Here is a 20,933-nt window from a genome sequence, read left to right as displayed (position 1 = left end):
GGGGGCATGGAGTACGTCGAGTCCCTGCTGGAGCTGATCGGCAACACCCCGCTGGTCCGGCTCAACCGTTCCCTCGACCTGCCGGACGGCGGTACCGGCGGACCGCTGGTGCTGGCCAAGGTGGAGTACCTCAACCCGGGTGGTTCCGTGAAGGACCGGATCGCCACCCGGATGATCGAGGCCGCCGAGGAGTCCGGCGCCCTCGAGCCCGGCGGCACGATCGTCGAGCCGACGTCCGGCAACACCGGCGTCGGGCTGGCGATGGTGGCCCAGCAGAAGGGCTACAAGTGCGTCTTCGTGTGCCCCGACAAGGTGAGTGAGGACAAGCGCAACGTCCTCAAGGCGTACGGCGCCGAGGTGGTCGTCTGCCCGACGGCCGTCGCGCCCGAGCACCCCGACTCCTACTACAACGTGTCCGACCGGCTGGCGAGCCAGCCCGGTGCATGGAAGCCCGACCAGTACTCCAACCCGCACAACCCGCGCTCCCACTACGAGGAGACCGGCCCCGAGCTGTGGCGCCAGACGGAGGGGCGGATCACCCACTTCGTCGCGGGCATCGGCACCGGCGGCACCATCTCCGGCATCGGCCGGTACCTCAAGGAGCGCGCTGCTGAAAGGGGAGGGGCCGGGGTCCAGGTCGTCGGCGCCGACCCGGCCGGCTCGGTCTACTCCGGCGGCACCGGCCGCCCCTATCTCGTCGAGGGCGTGGGTGAGGACTTCTGGCCGGAGACCTACGACCGCACGGTCGCCGACCGGATCATCGAGGTCTCCGACGCCGACTCGTTCGCCTTCACCCGCCGTCTCGCCCGCGAGGAGGCGATGCTGGTCGGCGGCTCCTCGGGCATGGCCGCGTACGCCGCGCGCCAGCTCGCCCAGGAGCTCGCCGCCGAGGGCCGCGACGACGCCGTCATCGTCGTGCTGCTGCCCGACTCGGGCCGCGGCTACCTCAGCAAGGTCTTCAACGACGACTGGCTCGCGCAGTACGGCTTCAGCACCGGCCAGCCGCGGCCCGCGCAGACCATCGGCGAGGTGCTGCGCGGCAAGTCCCGTGGCCTGCCGGCGCTCGTGCACACGCACCCCAACGAGACCATCGCCGAGGCGGTCCAGATCCTCCAGGAGTACGGCGTCTCGCAGATGCCCGTCGTGCGCGCGGAGCCGCCGATCGTGGCGGCCGAGGTCGCGGGCTCGGTCTCGGAGCGGGCCCTGCTCGACGCGCTGTTCACCGGCAAGGCCACGCTGACCGAGTCGGTCGAGCAGCACATGTCCGCGGCCCTGCCGACCATCGGCTCGACCGAGGACGCGACGGCCGCCGTGCCGCTGCTCGAGTCGGCCGACGCGGTGCTGGTCCACGAGGACGGCAAGCCGGTCGGCGTGCTGACCCGGCACGACCTGCTCAACTTCCTCGCCCGTGGCTGACGGCGGACCCGACCTCCCGGCCGGTGTCCGCCAGGCGACACCGGAGGACGTCCCCGACGTCCTCCGGCTGATCCGGGCGCTCGCGGACTACGAGCGCGAGCCCGACGCCGTCGAGACGACCGAGGACGACCTGCGCCGCTGGGTGTTCGGCGACGACCCGGTCGCCAGCGTCCTGGTCGCGGAGTCCGGTGACGGGGCGGTGGTCGGGATGGCGCTGTGGTTCCGCACGTACTCGACGTGGACCGGTGTGCCGGGCATCTACCTCGAGGACCTGTACGTCGACCCGGCGTCGCGTGGCAGCGGCCTGGGCAAGGCGCTGCTGACGGCGCTCGCGCGGATCGCCATGGACCGCGGGTACCGCCGCGTCGAGTGGGCGGTGCTCGACTGGAACACGCCGTCGATCGAGTTCTACGAGGCGCTGGGCGCCCGCCCGATGGAGGAGTGGACGACCTACCGGCTGTCCGGCCACGCGCTCGCGGAGCTCGGGGCGTAGTAGCGGCAGGTGTGGTGGGCCACGAAGCCCAGCGCCTCCCAGAACGCCCGCCCGTCGGCGTTGTCGGTCTCGACGTGCAGCCACGCGGTCAGCGCGCCCTGCTCGGCCGCCCAGCCCAGCAGCCGCGCGACGACGGCGGCGCCCAGCCCGCGCCGACGGTGGGCCGGGTCGACGCTCAGGCCGTGCAGGCCCACCCAGTCGCCGTCGACCGCGGCCCGTCCCTCGGCGATCGGGTCGCACCCGGTGCCGGCCCCGGCCAGCGCGTGCACGCCGGTGACGCTCAGCTCGACCGGCGTCGCCGGCCGGGTCGCGGCCGGGGGGAGGTCGCGGCGCACCCGGGACACCGACGCCAGGCGGAGCTCGGAGTCGCCCGTCGGCAGCGGCCGCCAGCCCGCGGCGGCCACGGCCGCCTCGACGTCCGAGCCGGTCTCGACCTGGACGAGCGGGTCGCGCCCGCGCGCGGCGTAGTACGTCGCGATCTCGGCGAGCGCCGCGGCGACGGGCCGGTCCGGCTCGCCCATCGCCAGGCAGGAGTTCGCGCGCTTGAGGAGCCGGCCGGACGGCCGGGTCTCGCAGCGCAGCACCCAGGCGCCCAGCGGCGCCGTCTCGACGCTCGGCCAGAGCGCCGCGGTGTGCGCCTCGGCGTCGCGGGCGCTCACCCGCATCCGGGCGGGCGGGCGCGGCGGGACCGGCTTGCCGGAGACGACGTCGGCCAGCGCGATCCGGACCTTCTCGCCGTCGGCCCGCTCGACCAGGCAGGTGTCGGCGTCCCACGCCAGGCAGGTGCCGAGGACGTCGGTGAAGGCGGGGCCGCCGCTCGGCCCGGTCTGCCCGCGCAGGACACGGCGCACGACGATCCGCTGGCCCACGACATGCGGTCCGAGGAGATGGCGTCCAGAATCCGGGGGTCTGCGCGCGTCGGCCACGCCGGGGATACTAGGCTGACCCCGATACGAAAGACATTCGTGTCTGACTCTGCCGCTAGTCCTGGTCCAGGAGGAACAGATGACCTACATCATCTCGCAGCCGTGCGTCGATGTTAAGGACCGTGCGTGCGTCGATGAGTGTCCGGTCGACTGCATCTACGAGGGCAAGCGGATGCTCTACATCCACCCCGACGAGTGCGTCGACTGCGGTGCCTGCGAGCCGGTCTGCCCGGTGGAGGCCATCTTCTACGAGGACGACGTCCCGGAGGAGTGGAAGGACTACTACGACGCCAACGTGAAGTTCTTCGACGACCTCGGCTCGCCCGGCGGTGCCGCCAAGATGGGTGAGATCGACAAGGACGCCGAGTTCATCGCTGCGCTCGACCCGCAGAACGCGGATCATTGAGCCACGAGGGCCGACTGAGCACCCCGGTCTCCCAGCGGCTCCCGGACTTCCCCTGGGACAAGCTGGCCCAGTACGCCGAGCGGGCGCGCGCACACCCCGAGGGGATCGTCGACCTGTCGATCGGCACGCCGGTCGACCCGACCCCCGAGGTCGCCCGCGCCGCGCTCACCCGGGCCGCTGACGCGCCCGGGTACCCCGTGACCGTCGGCACCACCGAGGTCCGGCAGGCCGTCGTCGACTGGCTGGCCGGCACCCACGGTGTGACCGGTCTCGGCCTCGACCAGGTGCTGCCGCTGATCGGGTCCAAGGAGTTCATCGCCTCGCTGCCGACGTACCTCGGCCTCGGCGCCGGCGACCTGATCGGCTACCCGGCGCTCGCCTACCCGACCTACGAGGTCGGGGCCGCGCTGGTGGGCGCGCGGGCCGTCCCCACCGACGCGCTGACCACCTTCGGCCCCGAGACGCCGAGGCTGCTGTGGGTCAACTCGCCGTCGAACCCGTCGGGCCGGGTGCTCCCCAAGGAGCACCTCAAGAAGGTCGTCGACTGGTGCCGGGAGCGGGGCGTGCTGCTCGTCTCCGACGAGTGCTACCTCGACTGCGTCTGGGAGGGTGAGGCGCTCTCCGTCCTGCATCCCGACATCTCCGGTGGCTCGGCCGAGGGCATCCTCGTCGTCCACTCGCTCTCCAAGCGCTCCAACCTCGCCGGCTACCGCTGCGCGTTCGTCGCCGGTGACCGGAAGGTCATCGCCGAGCTGCTGGCGGTCCGCAAGAACCTCGGCCTGATGATGCCCGCGCCGCAGCAGCACGCCATGGCCGCCGTCCTCGGCGACGAGGCACACGTCAAGGAGCAGCACGAGCGCTACCGCGCCCGGCGTACGACGCTGCGGGCGGCACTGGAGTCGGCCGGCTACACGATCGAGCACTCCGAGGCCTCGCTCTACCTGTGGACCACCCGCGGCCCCGACGGCCCGGACTGCTGGGAGCTGGTCGCCGACCTCGCCGACCGAGGCATCCTCGTCGCCCCGGGCGCGTTCTACGGCGCCGCCGGCTCCCACCACGTCCGGATCGCGCTCACCGCGACCGACGAGCGGATCGACGCGGCGGTGGAGCGGCTCACACGCGGCTGATCGTCGCGCTCCGACCGAGCACGCGGAGCAGGTGGTCGAGGTCGCCCGGGTCCGACGTCAGCAGGTGGGAGTCGTCGTCGCAGAGCACGGCCACGTGCGCGTCGACGACGTCGCTCGTGCCGGTGTCGGCCAGGACGCGGCCGATCCGTCGTGACGACGCGGCGTCGATCGGCCGCTCCTCGATGCCGCGCAGGGTGGTGGCCAGGAGCGCCTGCCGGGCTCCGTTGCGCCAGACCTGAGACACCGCGCCGCTGCTGGTCCGCACCGGAACGCCCTCCATCTGCGCGGTGCGGATCTTGGCGAGCACCGCCCGGTGGCGCCACTCGACGGCGAGCAGCGCCCCCGTGTCCAGGACCAGGCTCATGTCGAGGGCTCCTCGGTCCAGCGGGCGGGCTTCTGGCGGAAGAATGCTCGGGCCTCGGCCAGCTCCTCCTCGGTGAACGCGCCGTACTCGGCCTCGTACTCGTCGAGGGCCTTGCCCAGCAGCTGATTGCGCAGCTTCATCTCGGCGGCGCGCGACATCCAGGCGCTCACGGACTCGCCGGAGCTCGCGGCCGCCTCGCGGATGGCGCTGCCGGTGTCGTCGTCGACGTTGATGGTGATCCGGGCCATGCCACCCAGACTAGGCGCATACAATCGTATGCGCAACGCAGATCCCGGGGCCTGTGGACAACCTGCGCCGACCGGTCAGCGGAACACGTCGACGTGCACGTGGTCGCGGTGCTCGAGGATCTTGATGTCGCCCACGCGGTCGGGCGGGTCGTAGTCACGCCAGCCCTCGCGTCCCGCGGTCCAGATCCGGTCGTCGAAGATCACGGTGCGGATGCCGAGGCGCGCGGCGTTGGCGACCGCCCAGTGCGCCATCGCCCAGCCCTTCGCGGTGTTCTTCTTGTTGATCGGGCGCACGAACACGTCGATGGCACGCCCGTCGTAGTGGGCCGAGCCCTCCATGTGGCCGGTGGAGACGCCGTCCGGCTCGAAGCCCCCGAGCTGCAGGCGACCGAAGCGGTCGAGCAGCTCGGTGCGGACCGTGTCGGCGCGCGGCGTGAGGCCGCTGGCCACCAGCTCGACATCGGCCGCCGGGGCGCCGCCGTCGAGGTCGCAGCTGAAGGTCGCGGGGGAGTAGCCGGTCAGCGCGGAGGCGAGGGCCCGCCCGTCGGCCTCGTGGTCGGCGTACGCCTCCGGGAAGGCCGAGCGCTGCACGGCCTGCGCGGCGACGGTGATCTCCATGCTCTCGTAGCCGTCGACCTCCACGAGCGCGTCGTAGAACGCGTTGGTCGAATAGACGGGGTCGAGGACCTGGTCGGGCGTGCCCCAGCCCTGCGACGGCCGCTGCTGGAACAGGCCCAGGGAGTCCCGGTCGCCGTAGTCGATGTTGAGCAGCTTCGACTCCTGGTACGCCGTGGCGAGCGCGATCGAGGTCGCCCGGGCCGGCAGCCCGCGTCGTACGGCGATCGCGGCGATCAGCGCCGCGTTCTCGGCCTGCTCGCCGCTGACCTCGACGGTGTGGTCGGCGACGGTGACGGTGCAGTCGCCGTCGGGTCCGCCGACCAGCCGGTCCGTCGCCTTGAGGGCGCCGATGGCGACGGCCGCGACGGTCGCCAGGACCGCGAGGCCGATGACGACCGCCCAGGCACGGTTCTTCACGGACCCAGTGTGCGTGGGGGTTGGTGACCCGCGGCTCAGTTGGCGTGCAGCGCGGCGTTGAGGGCGATGCCCTCGCCCTGCCACGGCACGGCCTCGATCGCGCCCGACACCGAGTTGCGGCGGAACAGCACGTTGCTGGCGCCGGACAGCTCGGACGCCTTCACGACGTGGGCGTCCTTGCCGGGCTCGAGGACGGTCACCTTGGTGCCCGCGGTGACGTAGCAGCCGGCCTCGACGACACAGTCGTCGCCGAGCGAGATGCCGATGCCGGCGTTGGCGCCGAGCAGACAGCGCCGGCCGACCGAGATGACCTGCTTGCCGCCGCCGGACAGGGTGCCCATGATCGAGGCGCCGCCACCGATGTCGGAGCCGTCGCCCACGACGACGCCGGCCGAGATCCGGCCCTCGACCATGGAGGTGCCGAGGGTGCCGGCGTTGAAGTTCACGAAGCCCTCGTGCATGACCGTGGTGCCCGCGGCGAGGTGCGCGCCGAGGCGGACCCGGTCGGCGTCGGCGATCCGGACGCCGGCGGGGATGACGTAGTCGACCAGGCGGGGGAACTTGTCGACGCCGTAGACGGTGACGTGCTGGCCCGTGGCCTGCAGGCGCGCGCGGGTGAGCTCGAAGCCCTCGACCGCGCAGGGACCGGCGGAGGTCCACACCACGTTGGCGAGCAGGCCGAAGACGCCGTCCAGGCTCTGGCCGTGCGGGGCGACGAGACGATGGGAGAGCAGGTGGAGCCGCAGCCACACGTCAGCGGTGTCGGCCGGTGCCGTGGTCAGGTCGGCGATCTCCACCAGGTTGACCTTGCGGACGACGCCGCGGGCCTCGTCGGTGCCCTCCAGCGCCACCAGCTCGGCCGGAGCCTGCGCGTCGGCGGGCCGCTCGCCCAGCGCGGGCGCGGGGAACCAGGTGTCGAGGATGGTCTGGTCGGCGGCGTAGGTCGTCAGGCCGAAGCCCCAGGCGGCAGTCACGTGAGGAGATCCTATCCCTCGGCGAGGATCGCCAGCTGCCGGCTCTGCGCGATCAGCCGGCCGTGCTCGTCCCAGAGCTCGACGTCCTCGTCGTGGTAGCCCGCGATGACGTGCCGGGCCGTGACGTGACCGAGCGCCCACGCGGTCCCGGTGGGGCGCCGCCGGTAGTGCACGGTGAGCTGGATCGTGGCCGAGGCGAGGAGCCCGATCTCGGCGGTGGCGGGCGGGAAGGCGTCGACCATGGCACCGGCGAGCAGGGCGTCGACCGGGCGCTCGTCGGCGGTCCGGATCCAGCAGACCGCCTCGCTGACGCCCGACGGCTCGCCGCGGAACCAGCCGGGCACCACGGGCGCGCGGTAGCGGTACCGATCGAGGATCGCCATCATCCCCTTCGGGATCAGCGCGCTCACGTCGGCGCAGTCCTCGGGCCGGGGGACGTCCGGCGCGGCGTGCGGGACGTGCTCGGCCGAGCCGGTCGCGTCCCAGTCGTGGGTGCTGACGACGGCGTGCGCGATCTCCTTGCCGTCCTGCACCAGCACGGCGTCGTACGTCGACACGCGGCGGCCCTTGCGGACCTCGCGCACCGCGATGTCCGCCGGGCCGGGCAGACCGGGCCGGAAGTAGGTGATCGAGATGCTCAGCGCGTCCGGGTGGACCGACTCGAGGAGCACCGCGTGCTGGAGCAGGGCGAGGACGTAGCCGCCGTTGGGCGTCTGGTTCGCGGTGTTCCAGTCGGCGGTCACCCGGACCCGGTAGCGGCCGTCACCGAGGGGCTCCGCGGTGACCGCGTCGTCGAGGAGGTAGCTCACCCCTCCATCGTGCCGGAGCCCGTGGACACCGGCGACGTGGCGCTGGTCACGAGGACTACTCGCCGGTGACGCCGTCGATGCACTCCCGCAGCAGGTCGGCGTGCCCGCAGTGCCGGGCGTACTCCTCGATCATGTGCACGAGGATGTCGCGCACGCTGGCCGTCTCGGTGCCCTTGCGGAAGGTCACCACGCGGCCGAGGCCGTCGTCGGTGAGCCGGTCGAGCCAGGCGTCGGCGAGCGCGACCTGCTCGCGCCAGGCCGCCCAGGCCTCGGCGACCGCGTCCTCGGTCGGCTCCACGACGGCGAACCCGGCGTCCCCGTCGTCGTACAGGCGCTCGCCGTCGACCTCCACCAGCGCGCGCTGGAACCAGAAGTGCTCGACCCGCGCCAGGTGCCGCACCATGCCCAGCAGGCTCAGCGTGCTCGGCGGCACCGAGCGGGTGGCCAGCTGCTCCGGGGTCAGGCCGGCGCACTTTCGCTCGAGGGTCGCGCGGTACTGCGTGAGGTAGTCGCGGTAGTTCGCCAGCTCGCCGGTCATGGGCCCACCGTAGGGCCGAGTGCAATCCGGTTTCCCGTACGACGCCCGGCCGCCGTACCCTGGGGGCACAGCGTTCGAGCCGTCATCAGCGGCGAGCTCCGGGAAGAAGGCCGCCAGCAGCCAGCGGGGGCGAGTAGAACCCGGCGGGCAGGCCCGTCACAGCCGTGAACGAAGTGGTCCCCTGAGGGGGGCAAGCAGGGTGGTACCGCGGTCCTCGAGGATCGTCCCTGGGTTTCGACAAGCTCAACCAACGAAATCCGAGACGCAGGAGACCACGACCCGATGACCTATCCGAAGGTCACCACCGACCCGACCGCCGGCCCCGCCGCAGAGCACCGAGCCGTCCCGAGCTCGCCGCGCTTCCCCCGCATCGAGGAGGGGGTCCTCGCCTACTGGGCCGAGGACGACACCTTCCGTGCCTCGGTCGCGCAGCGCGACCCCGGCGCCAACGGCGAGAACGAGTTCGTCTTCTACGACGGCCCGCCGTTCGCCAACGGCCTGCCGCACTACGGCCACCTGCTGACCGGGTACGTCAAGGACATCGTGCCGCGCTACCAGACGATGCGCGGCAAGCGCGTCGAGCGGCGCTTCGGCTGGGACACGCACGGCCTGCCCGCCGAGCTGGAGGCGATGCGCCTCAACGGCATCAAGACCACCGACGAGATCGTCGAGATGGGCATCGACAAGTTCAACGACGCCTGCCGCGCGTCGGTGCTCAAGTACACCGGCGAGTGGCGTGACTACGTCACCCGCCAGGCGCGCTGGGTCGACTTCGACAACGACTACCGGACCATGAACCCCGAGTTCATGGAGTCGGTGCTGTGGGCGTTCAAGGGCCTGTTCGACAAGGGCCTGGTCTACGAGGGCTTCCGCGTGCTGCCCTACTGCTGGAACGACGAGACCCCCCTGTCCAACCACGAGCTGCGGATGGACGACGACGTCTACCAGATGCGGCAGGACCCCGCCGTCACCGTCGGCTACGAGGTCTCGACGCCCGGCGCGTTCCAGGGCGCCAAGCTGCTGATCTGGACCACCACGCCGTGGACGCTGCCCAGCAACCTCGCGGTGATGGTCGGCTCCGACATCGACTACGTGATGGTCGAGCACGAGGGCGACCGGCTGGTGCTGGCGCAGGCCCGCGTGGCGGCGTACGCGCGCGAGCTGGGCGACGAGCCGACGATCGTGTGGCAGGGCAAGGGCACCGACCTGCTCGGGCTGACCTACGTGCCGCCGTTCCGCTACTACGAGGGCCACGCGAACGCCTTCCGCGTGGTCGCCGCCGACGACGCCGTCACCACGACCGACGGCTCCGGGCTGGTGCACACCGCCGGCGCCTTCGGTGAGGTCGACAAGGAGGTGACCGACCGCGAGGACATCGAGGCGGTCATGCCGGTCGGCAAGGACGGTCGGTTCACCGCGCCCGTCACCGAGTACGCCGGGATGCTGGTCTTCGACGCCAACCCGCACATCATCGACGACCTCAAGAACCGCACGGGTGCGGTCACGCCCGGCACGGTGCTGCTGCGCCGCGAGACCTACGACCACTCCTACCCGCACTGCTGGCGCTGCCGCGAGCCCCTGATCTACAAGGGCGTGAGCAGCTGGTTCGTCGAGGTGACGGCGATCAAGCAGCGGATGGCCGAGCTCAACCAGGACATCCGCTGGGTCCCCGAGCACATCAAGGACGGCCAGTTCGGCAAGTGGGTCGACAACGCCCGCGACTGGTCGATCACCCGCAACCGCTTCTGGGGCAGCCCCGTCCCGGTGTGGAAGTCCGACGACCCGGCGTACCCCCGCATCGACGTCTACGGCTCCTTCGAGGAGATCGAGCGCGACTTCGGACGGCTGCCGCTCAACGCGCAGGGCCAGCCCGACCTGCACCGGCCGTGGATCGACGACCTGACCCGGCCCAACCCCGACGACCCGACGGGCCGGTCGACGATGCGCCGCGTCTCCGACGTGCTCGACGTGTGGTTCGACTCCGGCTCGATGTCGTTCGGGCAGGTGCACTACCCGTTCGAGAACAAGCAGTGGTTCGAGGAGCACTTCCCGGCCGACTTCATCGTCGAGTACATCGGCCAGACCCGCGGCTGGTTCTACACGCTGCACATCCTGGCCACCGCGCTCTTCGACAAGCCGGCGTTCTCGTCGTGCATCAGCCACGGCATCGTGCTCGGCTCCGACGGCAACAAGATGTCGAAGTCGCTGCGCAACTACCCCGACGTCTCCGAGGTCTTCGACCGCGACGGCGCCGACGCGATGCGCTGGTTCCTGATGGCCTCGCCGATCCTGCGTGGCGGCAACCTGGTCGTCACCGAGCAGGGCATCCGCGACTCCGTGCGCCAGGTGATGATCCCGTTGTGGAACACGTGGTACTTCTTCGCGCTCTACGCCAACGCCGAGCAGTACGACGCCACTGGCCGCACCGACTCGACCGACCCGCTCGACCGGTACCTGCTCGCCAAGACCCGGCAGTTCGTCGAGAAGCTCACGGCCGAGATGGACGCCTACGCCATCGCCGACGCCTGCGAGACGACGCGGTCCTTCCTCGACGTGCTGACCAACTGGTACGTCCGCCGCTCCCGCGAGCGCTTCTGGGAGGGGAAGCCGGAGGCGTTCGAGACCCTGGCCGCCGTCCTCGACGTGGTCTGCCGGGTGGTGGCGCCGCTGCTGCCGCTGACCACCGAGGAGATCTGGCGGGGCCTCACGGGCGGCCGCTCGGTGCACCTGGCCGACTGGCCCGACGTCTCGGGCCTGCCGGCCGATGCCTCGCTGGTGGACGCGATGGACGAGGTGCGTGAGGTCTGCTCGACCACGTCCGCGCTGCGCAAGGCCGCCAAGCTCCGCAACCGGCTGCCGCTGGCACAGCTCACGGTGGTCGTGTCCGACCCCGCGGCACTCGAGCCGTTCGCCGTGATCGTCGCCGACGAGCTCAACCTGAAGTCGGTGCGCCTGGTGGCCGCCGGCTCCGACGAGGCCGCCGGCTACGGCGTCGAGCAGAAGCTCACGGTCAACGCCCGTGCCGCCGGCCCGCGCCTGGGCAAGGACGTCCAGCTCGCGATCAAGGGCTCGAAGTCGGGCGACTGGTCGGTGGCCGCCGACGGCACCGTCACCGCCGGCGGGCTGACGCTCGTCGAGGGCGAGTACGCCCTCGAGACGGCCGTCGGCGCCGCCGCCGACGGGATCGCGACCGGCATGCTCCCGGGTGGAGGCTTCGTCGTGCTCGACACCGTCGTCACCCCCGAGCTCGCCGAGGAGGGCGTGGCCCGCGACCTGGTCCGCGCCGTCCAGCAGGCACGCCGCGACGCCGACTTCCAGGTCACCGACCGGATCGAGCTCACGATCGCCGGCTCGGCACCGGTGCTGGCCGCGGCCCGCACCCACGAGGCGCTGATCGCGGGCGAGACCCTCGCGACGTCGTACACCGTGGCGGAGGAGACGCCGGCCGGCGCCACCGAGGTCGTCGTGGGCGAGGGCGAGAAGGCGGCGATCGCCGTCCAGCTGGCCTGACCCGGCGCGGCGCCTGCCGGTCATGACCTCGCGGGTCATGGCCGGCAGGCGCGCCGCTGCAGAGGATGGGCACATGCACACGCTCGCCCGCAGCTGGATCGACGACGTCCTCGCGGCCTCCCCGGTCGCCCGTGCCCTCGGGATCGAGGTGGTCTCCGCCCGGCCGGAGGAGGCCGTGCTCGCGCTCGCGTTCCGCGACGACCTGACGACCGTGCCGGGCGTCCTCCACGGCGGCGTCGTGGCGACGCTCGTCGACATCGCCGGCGCTGCCGCCTCGGCCTCGGGCCTCACGCCGGAGGACGCCGCCACGGGTGGCGCGACGACGCAGCTCGACGTCTCGTACGCCGACGCGGCGACCACCGACCTGCGGGCGACCGCGACGGTCCTGCGTCGTACCCGCTTCGCGACCCACAGCCAGGTCGTCGTCCGCGACACCGGCGATCGGGTCGTCGCGCTGGCCCAGGTGACCAGCCGCATCTTCCACTGACGGGCGGGCGCCTCCCGTCGCCGCGCGCGACCGTCGGGCTGGTTGACTGTCACCCGTGCCCGCTCCGCAGCTCGACCTCGCCGCCGACGTCGTGACCCTGACCCGCCAGCTGGTCGACATCGAGTCGGTCAGCCGTGACGAGCAGGCCATCGCGGACGCCGTCGAGGCCGCCCTCCAGGCCCTGCCGCACCTCACCGTGACCCGGCGGGGGCACACGGTCGTCGCCCGCACCGACCTCGGCCGGCCGAGCCGGGTGGTGATCGCCGGTCACCTCGACACGGTGCCGGTCAACGACAACCTCCCGAGCCGGTACGACGAGGCGGCGGGGATCCTGCACGGCCTCGGCACCTGCGACATGAAGGGCGGCGACGCCGTCATCCTCAAGCTCGCGGCGAGCCTGTCCGAGCCGGTCCACGACGTCACCTACGTGCTCTACGAGGCCGAGGAGATCGAGTCCGCCTACAACGGGCTGCGGCTGCTGGGGGAGTCCGATCCCGACCTGCTCGTCGCCGACTTCGCGATCCTGATGGAGCCGTCCAACGCGGGTGTCGAGGCGGGCTGCCAGGGCACGCTGCGCGTCGACGTCCGCACGACGGGGGAGCGGGCCCACTCCGCGCGCAGCTGGCGCGGGGTCAACGCGATCCACGGCGCCGCCGAGATCCTCACCCGCCTCAACGCCTACGAGGCCCGCAAGCCGGTCATCGACGGGCTGGAGTACCACGAGGGGCTCAACGCGGTCGGGATCCGCGGTGGCGTCGCCGGCAACGTGATCCCCGACGAGTGCGTCGTGACCGTCAACCACCGCTTCGCGCCGGACCGCTCGGAGGCGGAGGCGCTGGCCTTCGTCCGGGAGTTCTTCGACGGCTTCGAGATCGTCCTGACCGACACCGCCCCCGGCGCGCTGCCCGGGCTGGATCGACCTGCCGCGAAGGCCTTCATCGAGGCCGTGGGTGGCCAGGTCGCCCCGAAGTTCGGCTGGACCGATGTCGCCCGGTTCACCGCCCTCGGCGTGCCTGCGGTCAACTACGGCCCCGGCGACCCGATGCTGGCCCACAAGCAGGACGAGCACGTCGAGGTCGCCCAGGTCGAGACGTGCGAGCGGCAGCTCCGGGCGTGGCTGCTGGACGGCATCCGAGCGAAAACGGAGGATCAGCAATGACCAGGCGCAACGGACCCGGTCCGCGACCGAGCAAGGGACGTCCCGAGGGATCCACCACCGACCAGCGGCTCCTCGACAGCCGCGGCGACGGCGGCTGGGTCCACACCGACACCTGGCGCGTGCTGAAGATCCAGGCCGAGTTCGTCGAGGGCTTCAACGACCTCGCCGAGCTGGGTCCGGCGATCTCCGTGTTCGGGTCGGCCCGGATCCCGGAGACGCACCCGGCCTACGACATCGGCCTCCGGGTGGGCGCCGCGCTCGCGAAGGCGGGATTCGCGGTCATCACGGGCGGCGGTCCCGGCGCCATGGAGGCGGCCAACCGGGGTGCGACGGAGGCCGGTGGCGAGAGCGTCGGCCTCGGCATCGAGCTGCCGTGGGAGGCCAAGCTCAACGACTACGTCGGCTTCGGGCTCAACTTCCGCTACTTCTTCGTCCGCAAGATGATGTTCGTCAAGTACAGCCAGGGCTACGTCGTGCTGCCCGGTGGCCTCGGCACGCTCGACGAGCTGTTCGAGGCGATGACGCTCGCCCAGACCCTCAAGATCACGCAGTTCCCGATCGTGCTGATGGGCGTCGAGCACTGGCAGGGCCTGATCGACTGGATGCAGGGCTCGATGCTGGAGGACGCCCGGATCAAGCAGTCCGACGTCGACATGCTGACCCTGACCGACGACGTCGACGAGGCCGTGGCGCTGATGGTCGCGGCCCGCGAGCGGCACGGCTGAGACCGCTGCCGATGTCCCACCCGATGATGTGGGTGTTCGCCGTCCTCATCGTGCTCGCGATGGGCGGCGTCGCCCTGCTGGCCGCCGGTCGCGGGGAGCCGATGGCGCCGGCGTACGACGACCGGCCGGACGCTCTCGTCCCCGCGAGCCGTCCGGTCGCACCCGACGACCTGCGGCGGGTGCGCTTCTCGCTCGCGCTCCGCGGCTACCGGATGGGCGAGGTCGACGAGCTGCTCAGCCGGCTCGCCCGCGAGCTGGAGGATGACCGGCCCACCGACGTACCCCAGGCGCGGGCGGCGCCGGCGCCGGCCGCCCTGGTGCGGGTGCTGGCCGAGACCTGGGCCGCCAAGCATCCGGCGGGCAGCGACATCCTCGACTTCACCACCGAGAGCGTCGACCAGGTGGAGTCCTCCCTCGACCAGTGGTCCCGACGATCCGAGCGCGGTCCGGCGCAGGGCGTCGCCGACGTGTGGGCGGCCGGCAGCTACCTCGGCGAGGTGCTGGTCCGCGCGGTCCCCGGCGCGCGCTGGTCGCAGCACCCGGCCTTCGACGGGATGCCGGTCGTCGAGATGCCCTCGGGTCGTTTCGAGAACCCCATCGGCAAGGCGATGGAGCGCTACGACGGCAACGAGAGCGACAGCGTCATCTTCTTCGTCGAGGCCGCGCTGACGGCCGAGGAAGCGACCCGCTGAGAGTCCGGCTGCATCTGCTGTGCGGCATGAGGGATAATGATCTGGCGCACAGTCGGATGCACAGGGCGTCCGGCGGATCGCAGAGGTAGTGGAAGAGGGGTGCCGCATGGCGGCGATGAAGCCTCGGACCGGCGACGGTCCGCTCGAGGTCACCAAAGAGGGTCGCGGCATCGTGATGCGCGTTCCGCTCGAAGGTGGTGGCCGACTCGTGGTCGAGCTCAATGCCGAGGAGGCTGCCGCGCTCGGCGACGCGCTCAAGAACGTCGTCGGGTGACCTCTCCGGCGACCCGCTCCTCCGGCCCGGTCCTCCCGGGTCAGGTCTCACCCCCTGAGTTCGCGGCCAGCGAGCTGCCACCCGGCGCCATCAAGGGTGTCGATGTCGTCGCGCTCCCGGTCCTGCCGGGCGACGACGGCGGTGTGCTGCTCGGACCCGGCGCCGCCGAGCTGGCCGACGAGCTCGGCCTCGATCTCGTCGGCATCGCCGAGGTCCACGGCCTGACCGGAGCGAGCGCCGAGGTCGCGGTCGTCCCCGTGCCCGACGGCGCCCCGGCCAATCCCGCCCTGCGCGTCGTCCTGCTCGTCGGCGTCGGTGCCGCGCGGCCGATCGACCTGCGCCGGGCCGGCGCCGCGCTCGCGAAGGCGGCGCGTGACCGGGCCGCGGTCGCCACCTCGATCCCAGCCGTCGCGGAGGACGCCTCGCCCGACGACCCGGTCGCGCTCGAGGCCTTCGTCGCCGGCACCATGCTCGGCTCGTTCGTCTTCCACTGGCGCTCGACCGGCCCCGAGCACCAGCCCGTCCGACGCGTGGTGCTCGCCGGCGCGACGACGGACCGGGCAGCGCTGGAGCGCGCGGTGGCGCTCGGCGGGGCCGGCTGGCGCTCCCGCCTGCTGGCCACCGTCCCCTCCAACCTGAAGAACCCCGCCTGGCTGGCGACGCAGGCAGAGGAGATCGCGGCCACGAGCGGGCTCGGCGTACGGGTCTGGGACGAGGGCGACCTCGACCGCGACGGCTTCGGCGGCATCCTCGCCGTGGGTGCCGCCTCCGCGACCCCGCCCCGCCTGATCCGCCTCGACTACACCCCGGGCGGCGTGTCCGCCCGCGCCGCGAAGAAGCTGCCCGTCGTCGTGCTCGTCGGCAAGGGCATCACCTTCGACTCCGGCGGCCTGTCCATCAAGCCGGCCGCCTCGATGGGCTCGATGAAGCGCGACATGACCGGCGGCGCCGTGGTCCTCGCGACCATGGCCGCGCTGGCCGACGTCGACTGCCCGGTCCGCGTGGTCGGTCTCGTCGCCGCCGCGGAGAACGCCATCTCGGGCAGTGCGCTGCGCCCCGGCGACGTGATCCGCCACCACGGCGGACGCACCACCGAGGTCGGCAACACCGACGCCGAGGGCCGCCTGGTCCTCGCCGACGCCCTGGCGTACGCCGCCACCGAGCTCGATCCCGTGGTCGTGGTCGACATCGCCACCCTCACCGGCGCCGTCAAGGTCGCCCTCGGCCAGCAGGTCGGCGGGCTGTTCGCCAACGACGACGCCCTGGCCGCCGCGCTCGACACGGCGGGCGAGCGGGCGGGGGAGCCGCTGTGGCGCTTCCCGCTCTACCGCGGCTACGAGGACAAGCTCGCGTCGAAGGTCGCCGACGCGGCCAACGACCCCGGCGGTGCCGGGGCCATCACGGCCGCGCTCTTCCTCCAGCCGTTCGTGGGCGACGTCCCGTGGGCGCACCTCGACATCGCCTCCGTGGGCGACGTCGAGAAGGAGTGGCACGAGTGGACCGTCGGTCCCTCCGGCTTCGGCTCCCGGCTGCTGCTGTCGTGGCTGGGCTCGGCCGACCCGCTGGCCGGGATCGGCGCCTGAGGCGTCAGTCCGCCTCCGGCACCCACTCCTTCTTCGCGACCAGCAGCCCGTCGCCCACCGGCAGCAGGGCCGGCACGAGGCCGTCGGTCGCCGCGACCTGCTGCACGAGGTCGCGGATCGCGACCGTCTCGTCGTCGCGCTGGGCCGGGTCGGCGACCCGGTCGTGCCATAGGGCGTTGTCGAACGCGACCACGCCGCCGGGGCGGAGCAGGCGCAGCGCCTCGGCGAGATAGGCGGCGTACTCCCGCTTGTCGCCATCGGCGAAGACGATGTCGTAGTGGCCGTCGGTCAGCCGGGGGAGCACGTCGAGCGCCGAGCCGGCGATCGTCCGCACACGCTGCGGGGGGACGCCGGCCTCCTTGAACGACTCCTTGGCCAGGCGCTGGTGCTCGGCCTCCACGTCGACCGTCGTCAGCACGCCGTCGGGGCGCATCCCGCGCAGCAGCCATACGCCGGAGACGCCGGTGCCGGTGCCGATCTCGACGACCGCGCGCGCCTCGAGCGCGGCGGCGATGAAGCGCAGCGTGGCGCCTGTCCCGGCACCGATCGGAACGACGCCGACCTCCTCGGCACGCGTGCGTGCGGCCACGAGGACCTCGTCCTCGGTGACGTAGGTGTCGGCGAAGGTCCAGCTGGTCGCGTTGATCGGTGTCGGAGCCACAGGCTCACCTTATTGCGTCCGGCGCCCGGGACCGTGGACCGTCGCCGGGAACACCCGATGGTCGCCGATCGTTGTGGCCAATGATTGGGCAGTTCACAGGGAACGCTCAGTTCCCACCCCTACGGTGAGAGGAGCCAGGAGACCTTGGCGCTGATCCAGCGGAAGAAGGCCACGATGAAGGAGCCCGTCGATCCTCACCTCCCGCTCGCCGGGCAGGGGCAGTCCGACCTGGACTGGGGACGCATCGTCGAGGAGCACTCCGACCGTGTCTACCGGCTGGCCCTGCGGCTGACCGGCAACCGCCACGACGCCGAGGACCTCACCCAGGAGGTCTTCGTCCGGGTCTTCCGCTCGCTGCACACCTACACGCCCGGCACCTTCGAGGGCTGGCTGCACCGGATCACCACCAACCTCTTCCTCGACCAGGCCCGCCGCAAGCAGCGGATCCGGTTCGACGCCCTCTCCGACGAGCGTGCCGCCCGGCTGGCGAGCGCCTCCCCGGCGCCTGACCTGGCGTTCGCCGACCAGACCTTCGACGACGACGTCTCCGCGGCCCTGGCTGCCCTCCCGCCGGACTTCCGCGCGGCCGTCGTGCTCTGCGACATCGAGGGTCTGAGCTACGAGGAGATCGCCGAGATCCTCGGCGCCAAGCTCGGCACGGTCCGCTCCCGGATCCACCGCGGACGCGCGCTGCTGCGCACCGCACTGGCCCACCGCGCCCCGGCCGCCGGACGGACGCGGTACGCCGGTCCCGCGCCGTTGGCCGTCAGCGGGGGAGCGACGTGAACCACCCCACTCGATTCTTCACCTCCCCCGCTTCGCTCCTCCGGCGAACAATCGATCGGGGACCCCGGTGATCGGTCACCTCGGCAACCGGGTCAGCGCGCTGCTCGACGGTCAGCTCTCCACGCGGGAGACCGAGGAGGCGTGGTCGCACGTCTACACCTGCCACGCGTGCCGCGACCTCGTCGAGCGGGAGGGCTGGGTCAAGACCCGGCTGGCCGGCCTGCACGAGGGTGAGCGCGGCGTGCCCTCCGGTCTCAAGGGATCCCTGCTCAGCATGCCTCCCGGCGAGGCACTGCTGGCCGTCCATGAGCCCCATGTCGCGCATCGCCGCACGACCGGTGCCGTGATGCTCGGCGGCGGCGCGATCGGTGCCGCGATGCTCGGCGTCCTCGCCCTCGGCTTCGCCCCGGGCTCCGGGCCGCCGGCGGACCGCCGTCCACCCGCCTCCCAGATCAACACGACGGTCCCGACGCCGTCCGGCTCCCCGAGCCCGGGCTCCACCGGCGCCGGCTCCGTGGGGCTGTCCGGCATGTCCGGCATGCCCGGCATCGCGCCTGTGCGTCGGATGCTGCCCTGACCCGCTCCCTACGGGCCCATCGGACATGATGGACCCGTGAACGACGTGCCCGACTCCGACCGCGAGCCCACCGAGCCGCTCCAGCCGCGTGAGCAGCTCGAACCGGAGCCCGCCGAGCCGGTCGAGCCGGAGCCCGTCGAGCCGGAGCCCGTCGAGCCGGTCGAGCCGGAGCCCGTCGAGCCGGAGCCCGTCGAGCCGGTCGAGCCGGAGCCCGTCGAGCCGGAGCCCGTCGAGCCGGTCGAGCTCGTCCGACCCCAGTGGGCACCGCCCGCGCCCGGATCCGCGCCCGAGCCGACGACCCCGTTGCCGGGGCTCGCGCCCTCGCTGCTGCCGCCCCCGCCTGTGCCGCCCGTGCCGCCCGTCCTGGCCCCGGCGGGGGCGCCGGCCGATCTCACGGTCCGGATGCCCGCCGCGCACGCCGACCGCAGTGCTCCCCGGTCCCCGGCCTGGCTGATCCCCGTGGTCGCCGCGGTCGCCCTGGTCGTCGGTCTCGGCGGCGGCCTGCTCGGCGCACTCGCCTACGACCGGATCTCCGACGACTCGCCGGCCGGCGCCGGCTACTCCGATGACGGCCTCGCGGGCGTCGACCTCAAGGACTCGCCGCCGCTGGCCGCGCCCGGCTCGGTCGCGGCGGTCGCCCAGGCCGTGTTGCCGAGCACCGTCCAGATCATCGCCGAGTACGGCGGCGAGGCGACCGGCGCGAGCGGGTCCGGCTGGGTGATGGACGGCAACGGCCACATCGTCACCAACAACCACGTGGTCGCCGACGCGGCCAAGAACAACGGCCCGATCGTCGTGGTCGACCACGATCGCAACCGGTACGACGCCGAGGTGGTCGGTCGCAGCCCCATCTACGACCTGGCCGTCCTCTACGTCAAGGAGAGCGACAAGCTGAAGCCCGCCGCGATGGGCGCCTCCACGAAGCTCCAGGTCGGCGAGCCGGTCGTGGCCATCGGCTCGCCGCTGAGCCTGCCCGACACGGTGACCTCGGGCATCGTCAGCTATCTGCACCGCCCGGTCACCACCGGCGCCGTCGACTCCCAGTCCTGGATCGACGCGATCCAGACGGACGCGGCCATCAACCCCGGCAACTCGGGCGGGCCGCTGGTCAACCAGAAGGGCGAGGTGATCGGCGTCAACTCTGCGATCGCCACTGCCGGGGGCGGCTCGATCGACTCCGAGGCCGGCAACATCGGCGTCGGCTTCGCGATCCCCGTCGAGCAGGTCCGGGTCACCGTCGACCAGATCCTGAAGACCGGCAAGGCGCAGTACCCGCTCATCGGCGCCACGGTGAAGACCGGCGGCGTCCCCACCGGCACGGGCGCCGAGATCAACGAGATCAACTCCGGCAGCCCGGCCGAGAAGGCCGGACTGCGCAAGGGCGACGTGATCACCCACGTCAACGGCAGCCGGGTGAGCGACGGCAACGCCCTCATCGTCGCGATCCGGACCCACCAGCCCGGCGAGACCGTCGAGTTCACCATCACCCGCGGCTCGAAGGAGCAGAAGGTCGAGGTCACCCTCGACGGCAAGGAGGGGTAGGGCGCGCCTCCCGCCCGGGCTGGATCGGATCCGGCCCGGGCCTACGCGGCGCGTGGTCGGGCGGGTGCGTAGGTCGCTTTTCCTCGGAGACCGTTGAGGGTGGCTCTGGGCGGTGGGGTCCAGACGGGTTGTCCGGTGTCGTGGTCGATGTGGACGATCCAGGGCGTGTGGTGGATGAGGACGTGGTGGTGGCGGCACAGCATGACCAGGTTGTCGAGGCTCGTGGTGCCGCCGTCGGCCCAGTGGGTGATGTGGTGGGCGTCGCAGGCCAGCGGCATGCGGGTGCAGCCGGGGAACGAGCAGTGCCGGTCCCGGATGACCAGCGCGATCCAGATCGCGGCGGTGACGAGCCGTTGGGCGCGTCCGACGTCCAGCACCTGGCCGTGTGCGCCGAGGACACCGGGGATGATCTCGGCATCACACGCCATCCGCCGCACGGCGGTGGCGGAGAGGCGGGCTCCGGTGGGGGTCTGCCCGCCGCGGGCGTAGCCGGCGTCGATGACCTGCTGCTTCAACGAGTCCTGGTCGATGAGCACGATCACGCGGGGCTTCGAGCCGTGGTCGCGGGGCAGGTCGTCGGTGGCGGCGAGCCGGTCGCAGG

The 20,933-nt window shown here is 72.4% G+C and carries 23 protein-coding genes; 14 read left to right on the top strand and 9 right to left on the bottom strand.

The window, feature by feature from the left end:
- Positions 1-6 precede the first annotated feature (6 nt).
- Both KVF89_RS05540 and KVF89_RS05535 read left to right on the top strand, forming a co-directional pair.
- Positions 7-1,416 (top strand): cystathionine beta-synthase, encoded by a 1,410-nt coding sequence (locus tag KVF89_RS05540; RefSeq protein ID WP_257424091.1) that lies wholly within the window; start codon positions 7-9, stop codon positions 1,414-1,416.
- Positions 1,409-1,909 carry a GNAT family N-acetyltransferase gene (locus KVF89_RS05535; protein ID WP_257424089.1) on the top strand — a complete coding sequence of 167 codons (501 nt, stop codon included), beginning with the start codon at positions 1,409-1,411 and terminating at the stop codon, positions 1,907-1,909. The genes KVF89_RS05540 and KVF89_RS05535 overlap by 8 nt, the downstream gene beginning before the upstream one ends.
- Here the strand turns inward: KVF89_RS05535 and KVF89_RS30365 are convergent.
- Positions 1,867-2,778, bottom strand: a complete 912-nt coding sequence (locus KVF89_RS30365; RefSeq protein WP_257424087.1) for a GNAT family N-acetyltransferase — start codon at positions 2,776-2,778, stop codon at positions 1,867-1,869. The two genes, KVF89_RS05535 and KVF89_RS30365, sit on opposite strands and share 43 nt — an antisense overlap.
- Before the next feature lie 136 nt (positions 2,779-2,914).
- Between KVF89_RS30365 and fdxA the strand changes: the two genes are divergently transcribed.
- Both fdxA and dapC read left to right on the top strand, forming a co-directional pair.
- The gene (fdxA, locus tag KVF89_RS05525; protein WP_257424085.1) at positions 2,915-3,241 is read left to right on the top strand and encodes a ferredoxin; all 327 of its coding nucleotides are present in this window, start codon (positions 2,915-2,917) and stop codon (positions 3,239-3,241) included.
- Positions 3,238-4,368 (top strand): succinyldiaminopimelate transaminase, encoded by a 1,131-nt coding sequence (gene dapC / locus KVF89_RS05520; RefSeq protein ID WP_273475548.1) that lies wholly within the window; start codon positions 3,238-3,240, stop codon positions 4,366-4,368. Before fdxA ends, dapC begins: the two co-directional genes overlap by 4 nt.
- Here the strand turns inward: dapC and KVF89_RS05515 are convergent.
- From KVF89_RS05515 to KVF89_RS05490, 6 genes are all read right to left on the bottom strand, one after another.
- Positions 4,355-4,732: a hypothetical protein gene (locus tag KVF89_RS05515; protein WP_257424083.1), complete on the bottom strand. Its 378-nt coding sequence runs from the start codon at positions 4,730-4,732 to the stop codon at positions 4,355-4,357. The genes dapC and KVF89_RS05515 overlap by 14 nt on opposite strands.
- Positions 4,729-4,980 carry a YlcI/YnfO family protein gene (locus KVF89_RS05510; protein ID WP_257424082.1) on the bottom strand — a complete coding sequence of 84 codons (252 nt, stop codon included), beginning with the start codon at positions 4,978-4,980 and terminating at the stop codon, positions 4,729-4,731. Before KVF89_RS05510 ends, KVF89_RS05515 begins: the two co-directional genes overlap by 4 nt.
- Before the next feature lie 75 nt (positions 4,981-5,055).
- Entirely contained in the window at positions 5,056-6,015 is a 960-nt protein-coding gene (locus tag KVF89_RS05505; RefSeq protein ID WP_257424080.1) for a VldE C-terminal domain-containing protein, read from the bottom strand.
- 35 nt (positions 6,016-6,050) lie between these two features.
- Positions 6,051-6,989: a 2,3,4,5-tetrahydropyridine-2,6-dicarboxylate N-succinyltransferase gene (dapD, locus tag KVF89_RS05500; protein WP_257424078.1), complete on the bottom strand. Its 939-nt coding sequence runs from the start codon at positions 6,987-6,989 to the stop codon at positions 6,051-6,053.
- 11 nt (positions 6,990-7,000) lie between these two features.
- A complete protein-coding gene (locus KVF89_RS05495) occupies positions 7,001-7,798 on the bottom strand; it encodes an acyl-CoA thioesterase (protein WP_257424076.1) in 798 nt (265 codons plus the stop codon).
- A 55-nt stretch (positions 7,799-7,853) separates the two neighbouring features.
- Positions 7,854-8,336: a DinB family protein gene (locus KVF89_RS05490; RefSeq protein ID WP_257424075.1), complete on the bottom strand. Its 483-nt coding sequence runs from the start codon at positions 8,334-8,336 to the stop codon at positions 7,854-7,856.
- Positions 8,337-8,618: 282 nt separating this feature from the next.
- Here KVF89_RS05490 and ileS point away from each other — a divergent pair, with 282 nt between their 5' ends.
- The 7 genes from ileS (at position 8,619) to KVF89_RS05455 (ending at position 16,766) form a co-directional block, all read left to right on the top strand.
- Positions 8,619-11,846, top strand: a complete 3,228-nt coding sequence (gene ileS / locus KVF89_RS05485) for an isoleucine--tRNA ligase (RefSeq protein ID WP_257424074.1) — start codon at positions 8,619-8,621, stop codon at positions 11,844-11,846.
- A 73-nt stretch (positions 11,847-11,919) separates the two neighbouring features.
- Positions 11,920-12,333, top strand: coding sequence for a PaaI family thioesterase (locus KVF89_RS05480; RefSeq protein WP_257424072.1), 414 nt, complete (start codon positions 11,920-11,922; stop codon positions 12,331-12,333).
- A gap of 55 nt (positions 12,334-12,388) precedes the next feature.
- Positions 12,389-13,492, top strand: coding sequence for a succinyl-diaminopimelate desuccinylase (dapE, locus tag KVF89_RS05475; protein WP_257424070.1), 1,104 nt, complete (start codon positions 12,389-12,391; stop codon positions 13,490-13,492).
- Entirely contained in the window at positions 13,489-14,217 is a 729-nt protein-coding gene (locus tag KVF89_RS05470; RefSeq protein ID WP_257424069.1) for an LOG family protein, read from the top strand. Before dapE ends, KVF89_RS05470 begins: the two co-directional genes overlap by 4 nt.
- 11 nt (positions 14,218-14,228) lie before the next feature.
- Positions 14,229-14,909 (top strand): DUF6278 family protein, encoded by a 681-nt coding sequence (locus tag KVF89_RS05465; RefSeq protein ID WP_257424067.1) that lies wholly within the window; start codon positions 14,229-14,231, stop codon positions 14,907-14,909.
- A 106-nt stretch (positions 14,910-15,015) separates the two neighbouring features.
- Entirely contained in the window at positions 15,016-15,183 is a 168-nt protein-coding gene (locus tag KVF89_RS05460; protein WP_139624137.1) for a DUF3117 domain-containing protein, read from the top strand.
- Positions 15,180-16,766 (top strand): leucyl aminopeptidase family protein, encoded by a 1,587-nt coding sequence (locus tag KVF89_RS05455; RefSeq protein ID WP_257424065.1) that lies wholly within the window; start codon positions 15,180-15,182, stop codon positions 16,764-16,766. Before KVF89_RS05460 ends, KVF89_RS05455 begins: the two co-directional genes overlap by 4 nt.
- 4 nt (positions 16,767-16,770) lie before the next feature.
- On the opposite strand, the gene KVF89_RS05450 is transcribed toward KVF89_RS05455, so the two are convergent.
- Positions 16,771-17,427, bottom strand: coding sequence for an O-methyltransferase (locus tag KVF89_RS05450; protein ID WP_257424063.1), 657 nt, complete (start codon positions 17,425-17,427; stop codon positions 16,771-16,773).
- Between the two features lie 174 nt (positions 17,428-17,601).
- On the opposite strand from KVF89_RS05450, the gene sigE reads away from it, so the two are divergent.
- From sigE to KVF89_RS05435, 3 genes are all read left to right on the top strand, one after another.
- Entirely contained in the window at positions 17,602-18,213 is a 612-nt protein-coding gene (gene sigE, locus KVF89_RS05445) for an RNA polymerase sigma factor SigE (protein WP_257424061.1), read from the top strand.
- A gap of 67 nt (positions 18,214-18,280) precedes the next feature.
- Positions 18,281-18,790, top strand: coding sequence for an anti-sigma factor family protein (locus KVF89_RS05440; protein WP_257424059.1), 510 nt, complete (start codon positions 18,281-18,283; stop codon positions 18,788-18,790).
- Positions 18,791-18,826: 36 nt separating this feature from the next.
- Complete coding sequence (locus KVF89_RS05435) at positions 18,827-20,332, top strand: S1C family serine protease (protein ID WP_257424057.1); 1,506 nt, start codon at positions 18,827-18,829, stop codon at positions 20,330-20,332.
- A 41-nt stretch (positions 20,333-20,373) separates the two neighbouring features.
- On the opposite strand, the gene KVF89_RS05430 is transcribed toward KVF89_RS05435, so the two are convergent.
- Positions 20,374-20,933: HNH endonuclease signature motif containing protein (locus KVF89_RS05430; protein ID WP_257424055.1), on the bottom strand; the 560-nt coding region annotated here is incomplete at its 5' end.

The organism is Nocardioides carbamazepini (assembly GCF_024614185.1).
Lineage (GTDB): Bacteria > Actinomycetota > Actinomycetes > Propionibacteriales > Nocardioidaceae > Nocardioides > Nocardioides carbamazepini.
The sequence above is the reverse complement of the archived record's forward strand: the minus strand, read 5'-3'. Positions and strand labels throughout refer to the sequence as shown.

Coding starts and splice junctions, on each gene's coding strand:
- KVF89_RS05515 (WP_257424083.1), bottom strand. CDS start 4,732: ATGAGCCTGGTCCTGGACACGGGGGCGCTGCTCGCCGTCGAGTGGCGC.
- sigE (WP_257424061.1), top strand. CDS start 17,602: ATGAAGGAGCCCGTCGATCCTCACCTCCCGCTCGCCGGGCAGGGGCAG.
- KVF89_RS05460 (WP_139624137.1), top strand. CDS start 15,016: ATGGCGGCGATGAAGCCTCGGACCGGCGACGGTCCGCTCGAGGTCACC.
- ileS (WP_257424074.1), top strand. CDS start 8,619: ATGACCTATCCGAAGGTCACCACCGACCCGACCGCCGGCCCCGCCGCA.
- KVF89_RS05465 (WP_257424067.1), top strand. CDS start 14,229: ATGTCCCACCCGATGATGTGGGTGTTCGCCGTCCTCATCGTGCTCGCG.
- KVF89_RS05510 (WP_257424082.1), bottom strand. CDS start 4,980: ATGGCCCGGATCACCATCAACGTCGACGACGACACCGGCAGCGCCATC.
- KVF89_RS05490 (WP_257424075.1), bottom strand. CDS start 8,336: ATGACCGGCGAGCTGGCGAACTACCGCGACTACCTCACGCAGTACCGC.
- KVF89_RS05540 (WP_257424091.1), top strand. CDS start 7: ATGGAGTACGTCGAGTCCCTGCTGGAGCTGATCGGCAACACCCCGCTG.
- KVF89_RS05470 (WP_257424069.1), top strand. CDS start 13,489: ATGACCAGGCGCAACGGACCCGGTCCGCGACCGAGCAAGGGACGTCCC.
- fdxA (WP_257424085.1), top strand. CDS start 2,915: ATGACCTACATCATCTCGCAGCCGTGCGTCGATGTTAAGGACCGTGCG.
- KVF89_RS05480 (WP_257424072.1), top strand. CDS start 11,920: ATGCACACGCTCGCCCGCAGCTGGATCGACGACGTCCTCGCGGCCTCC.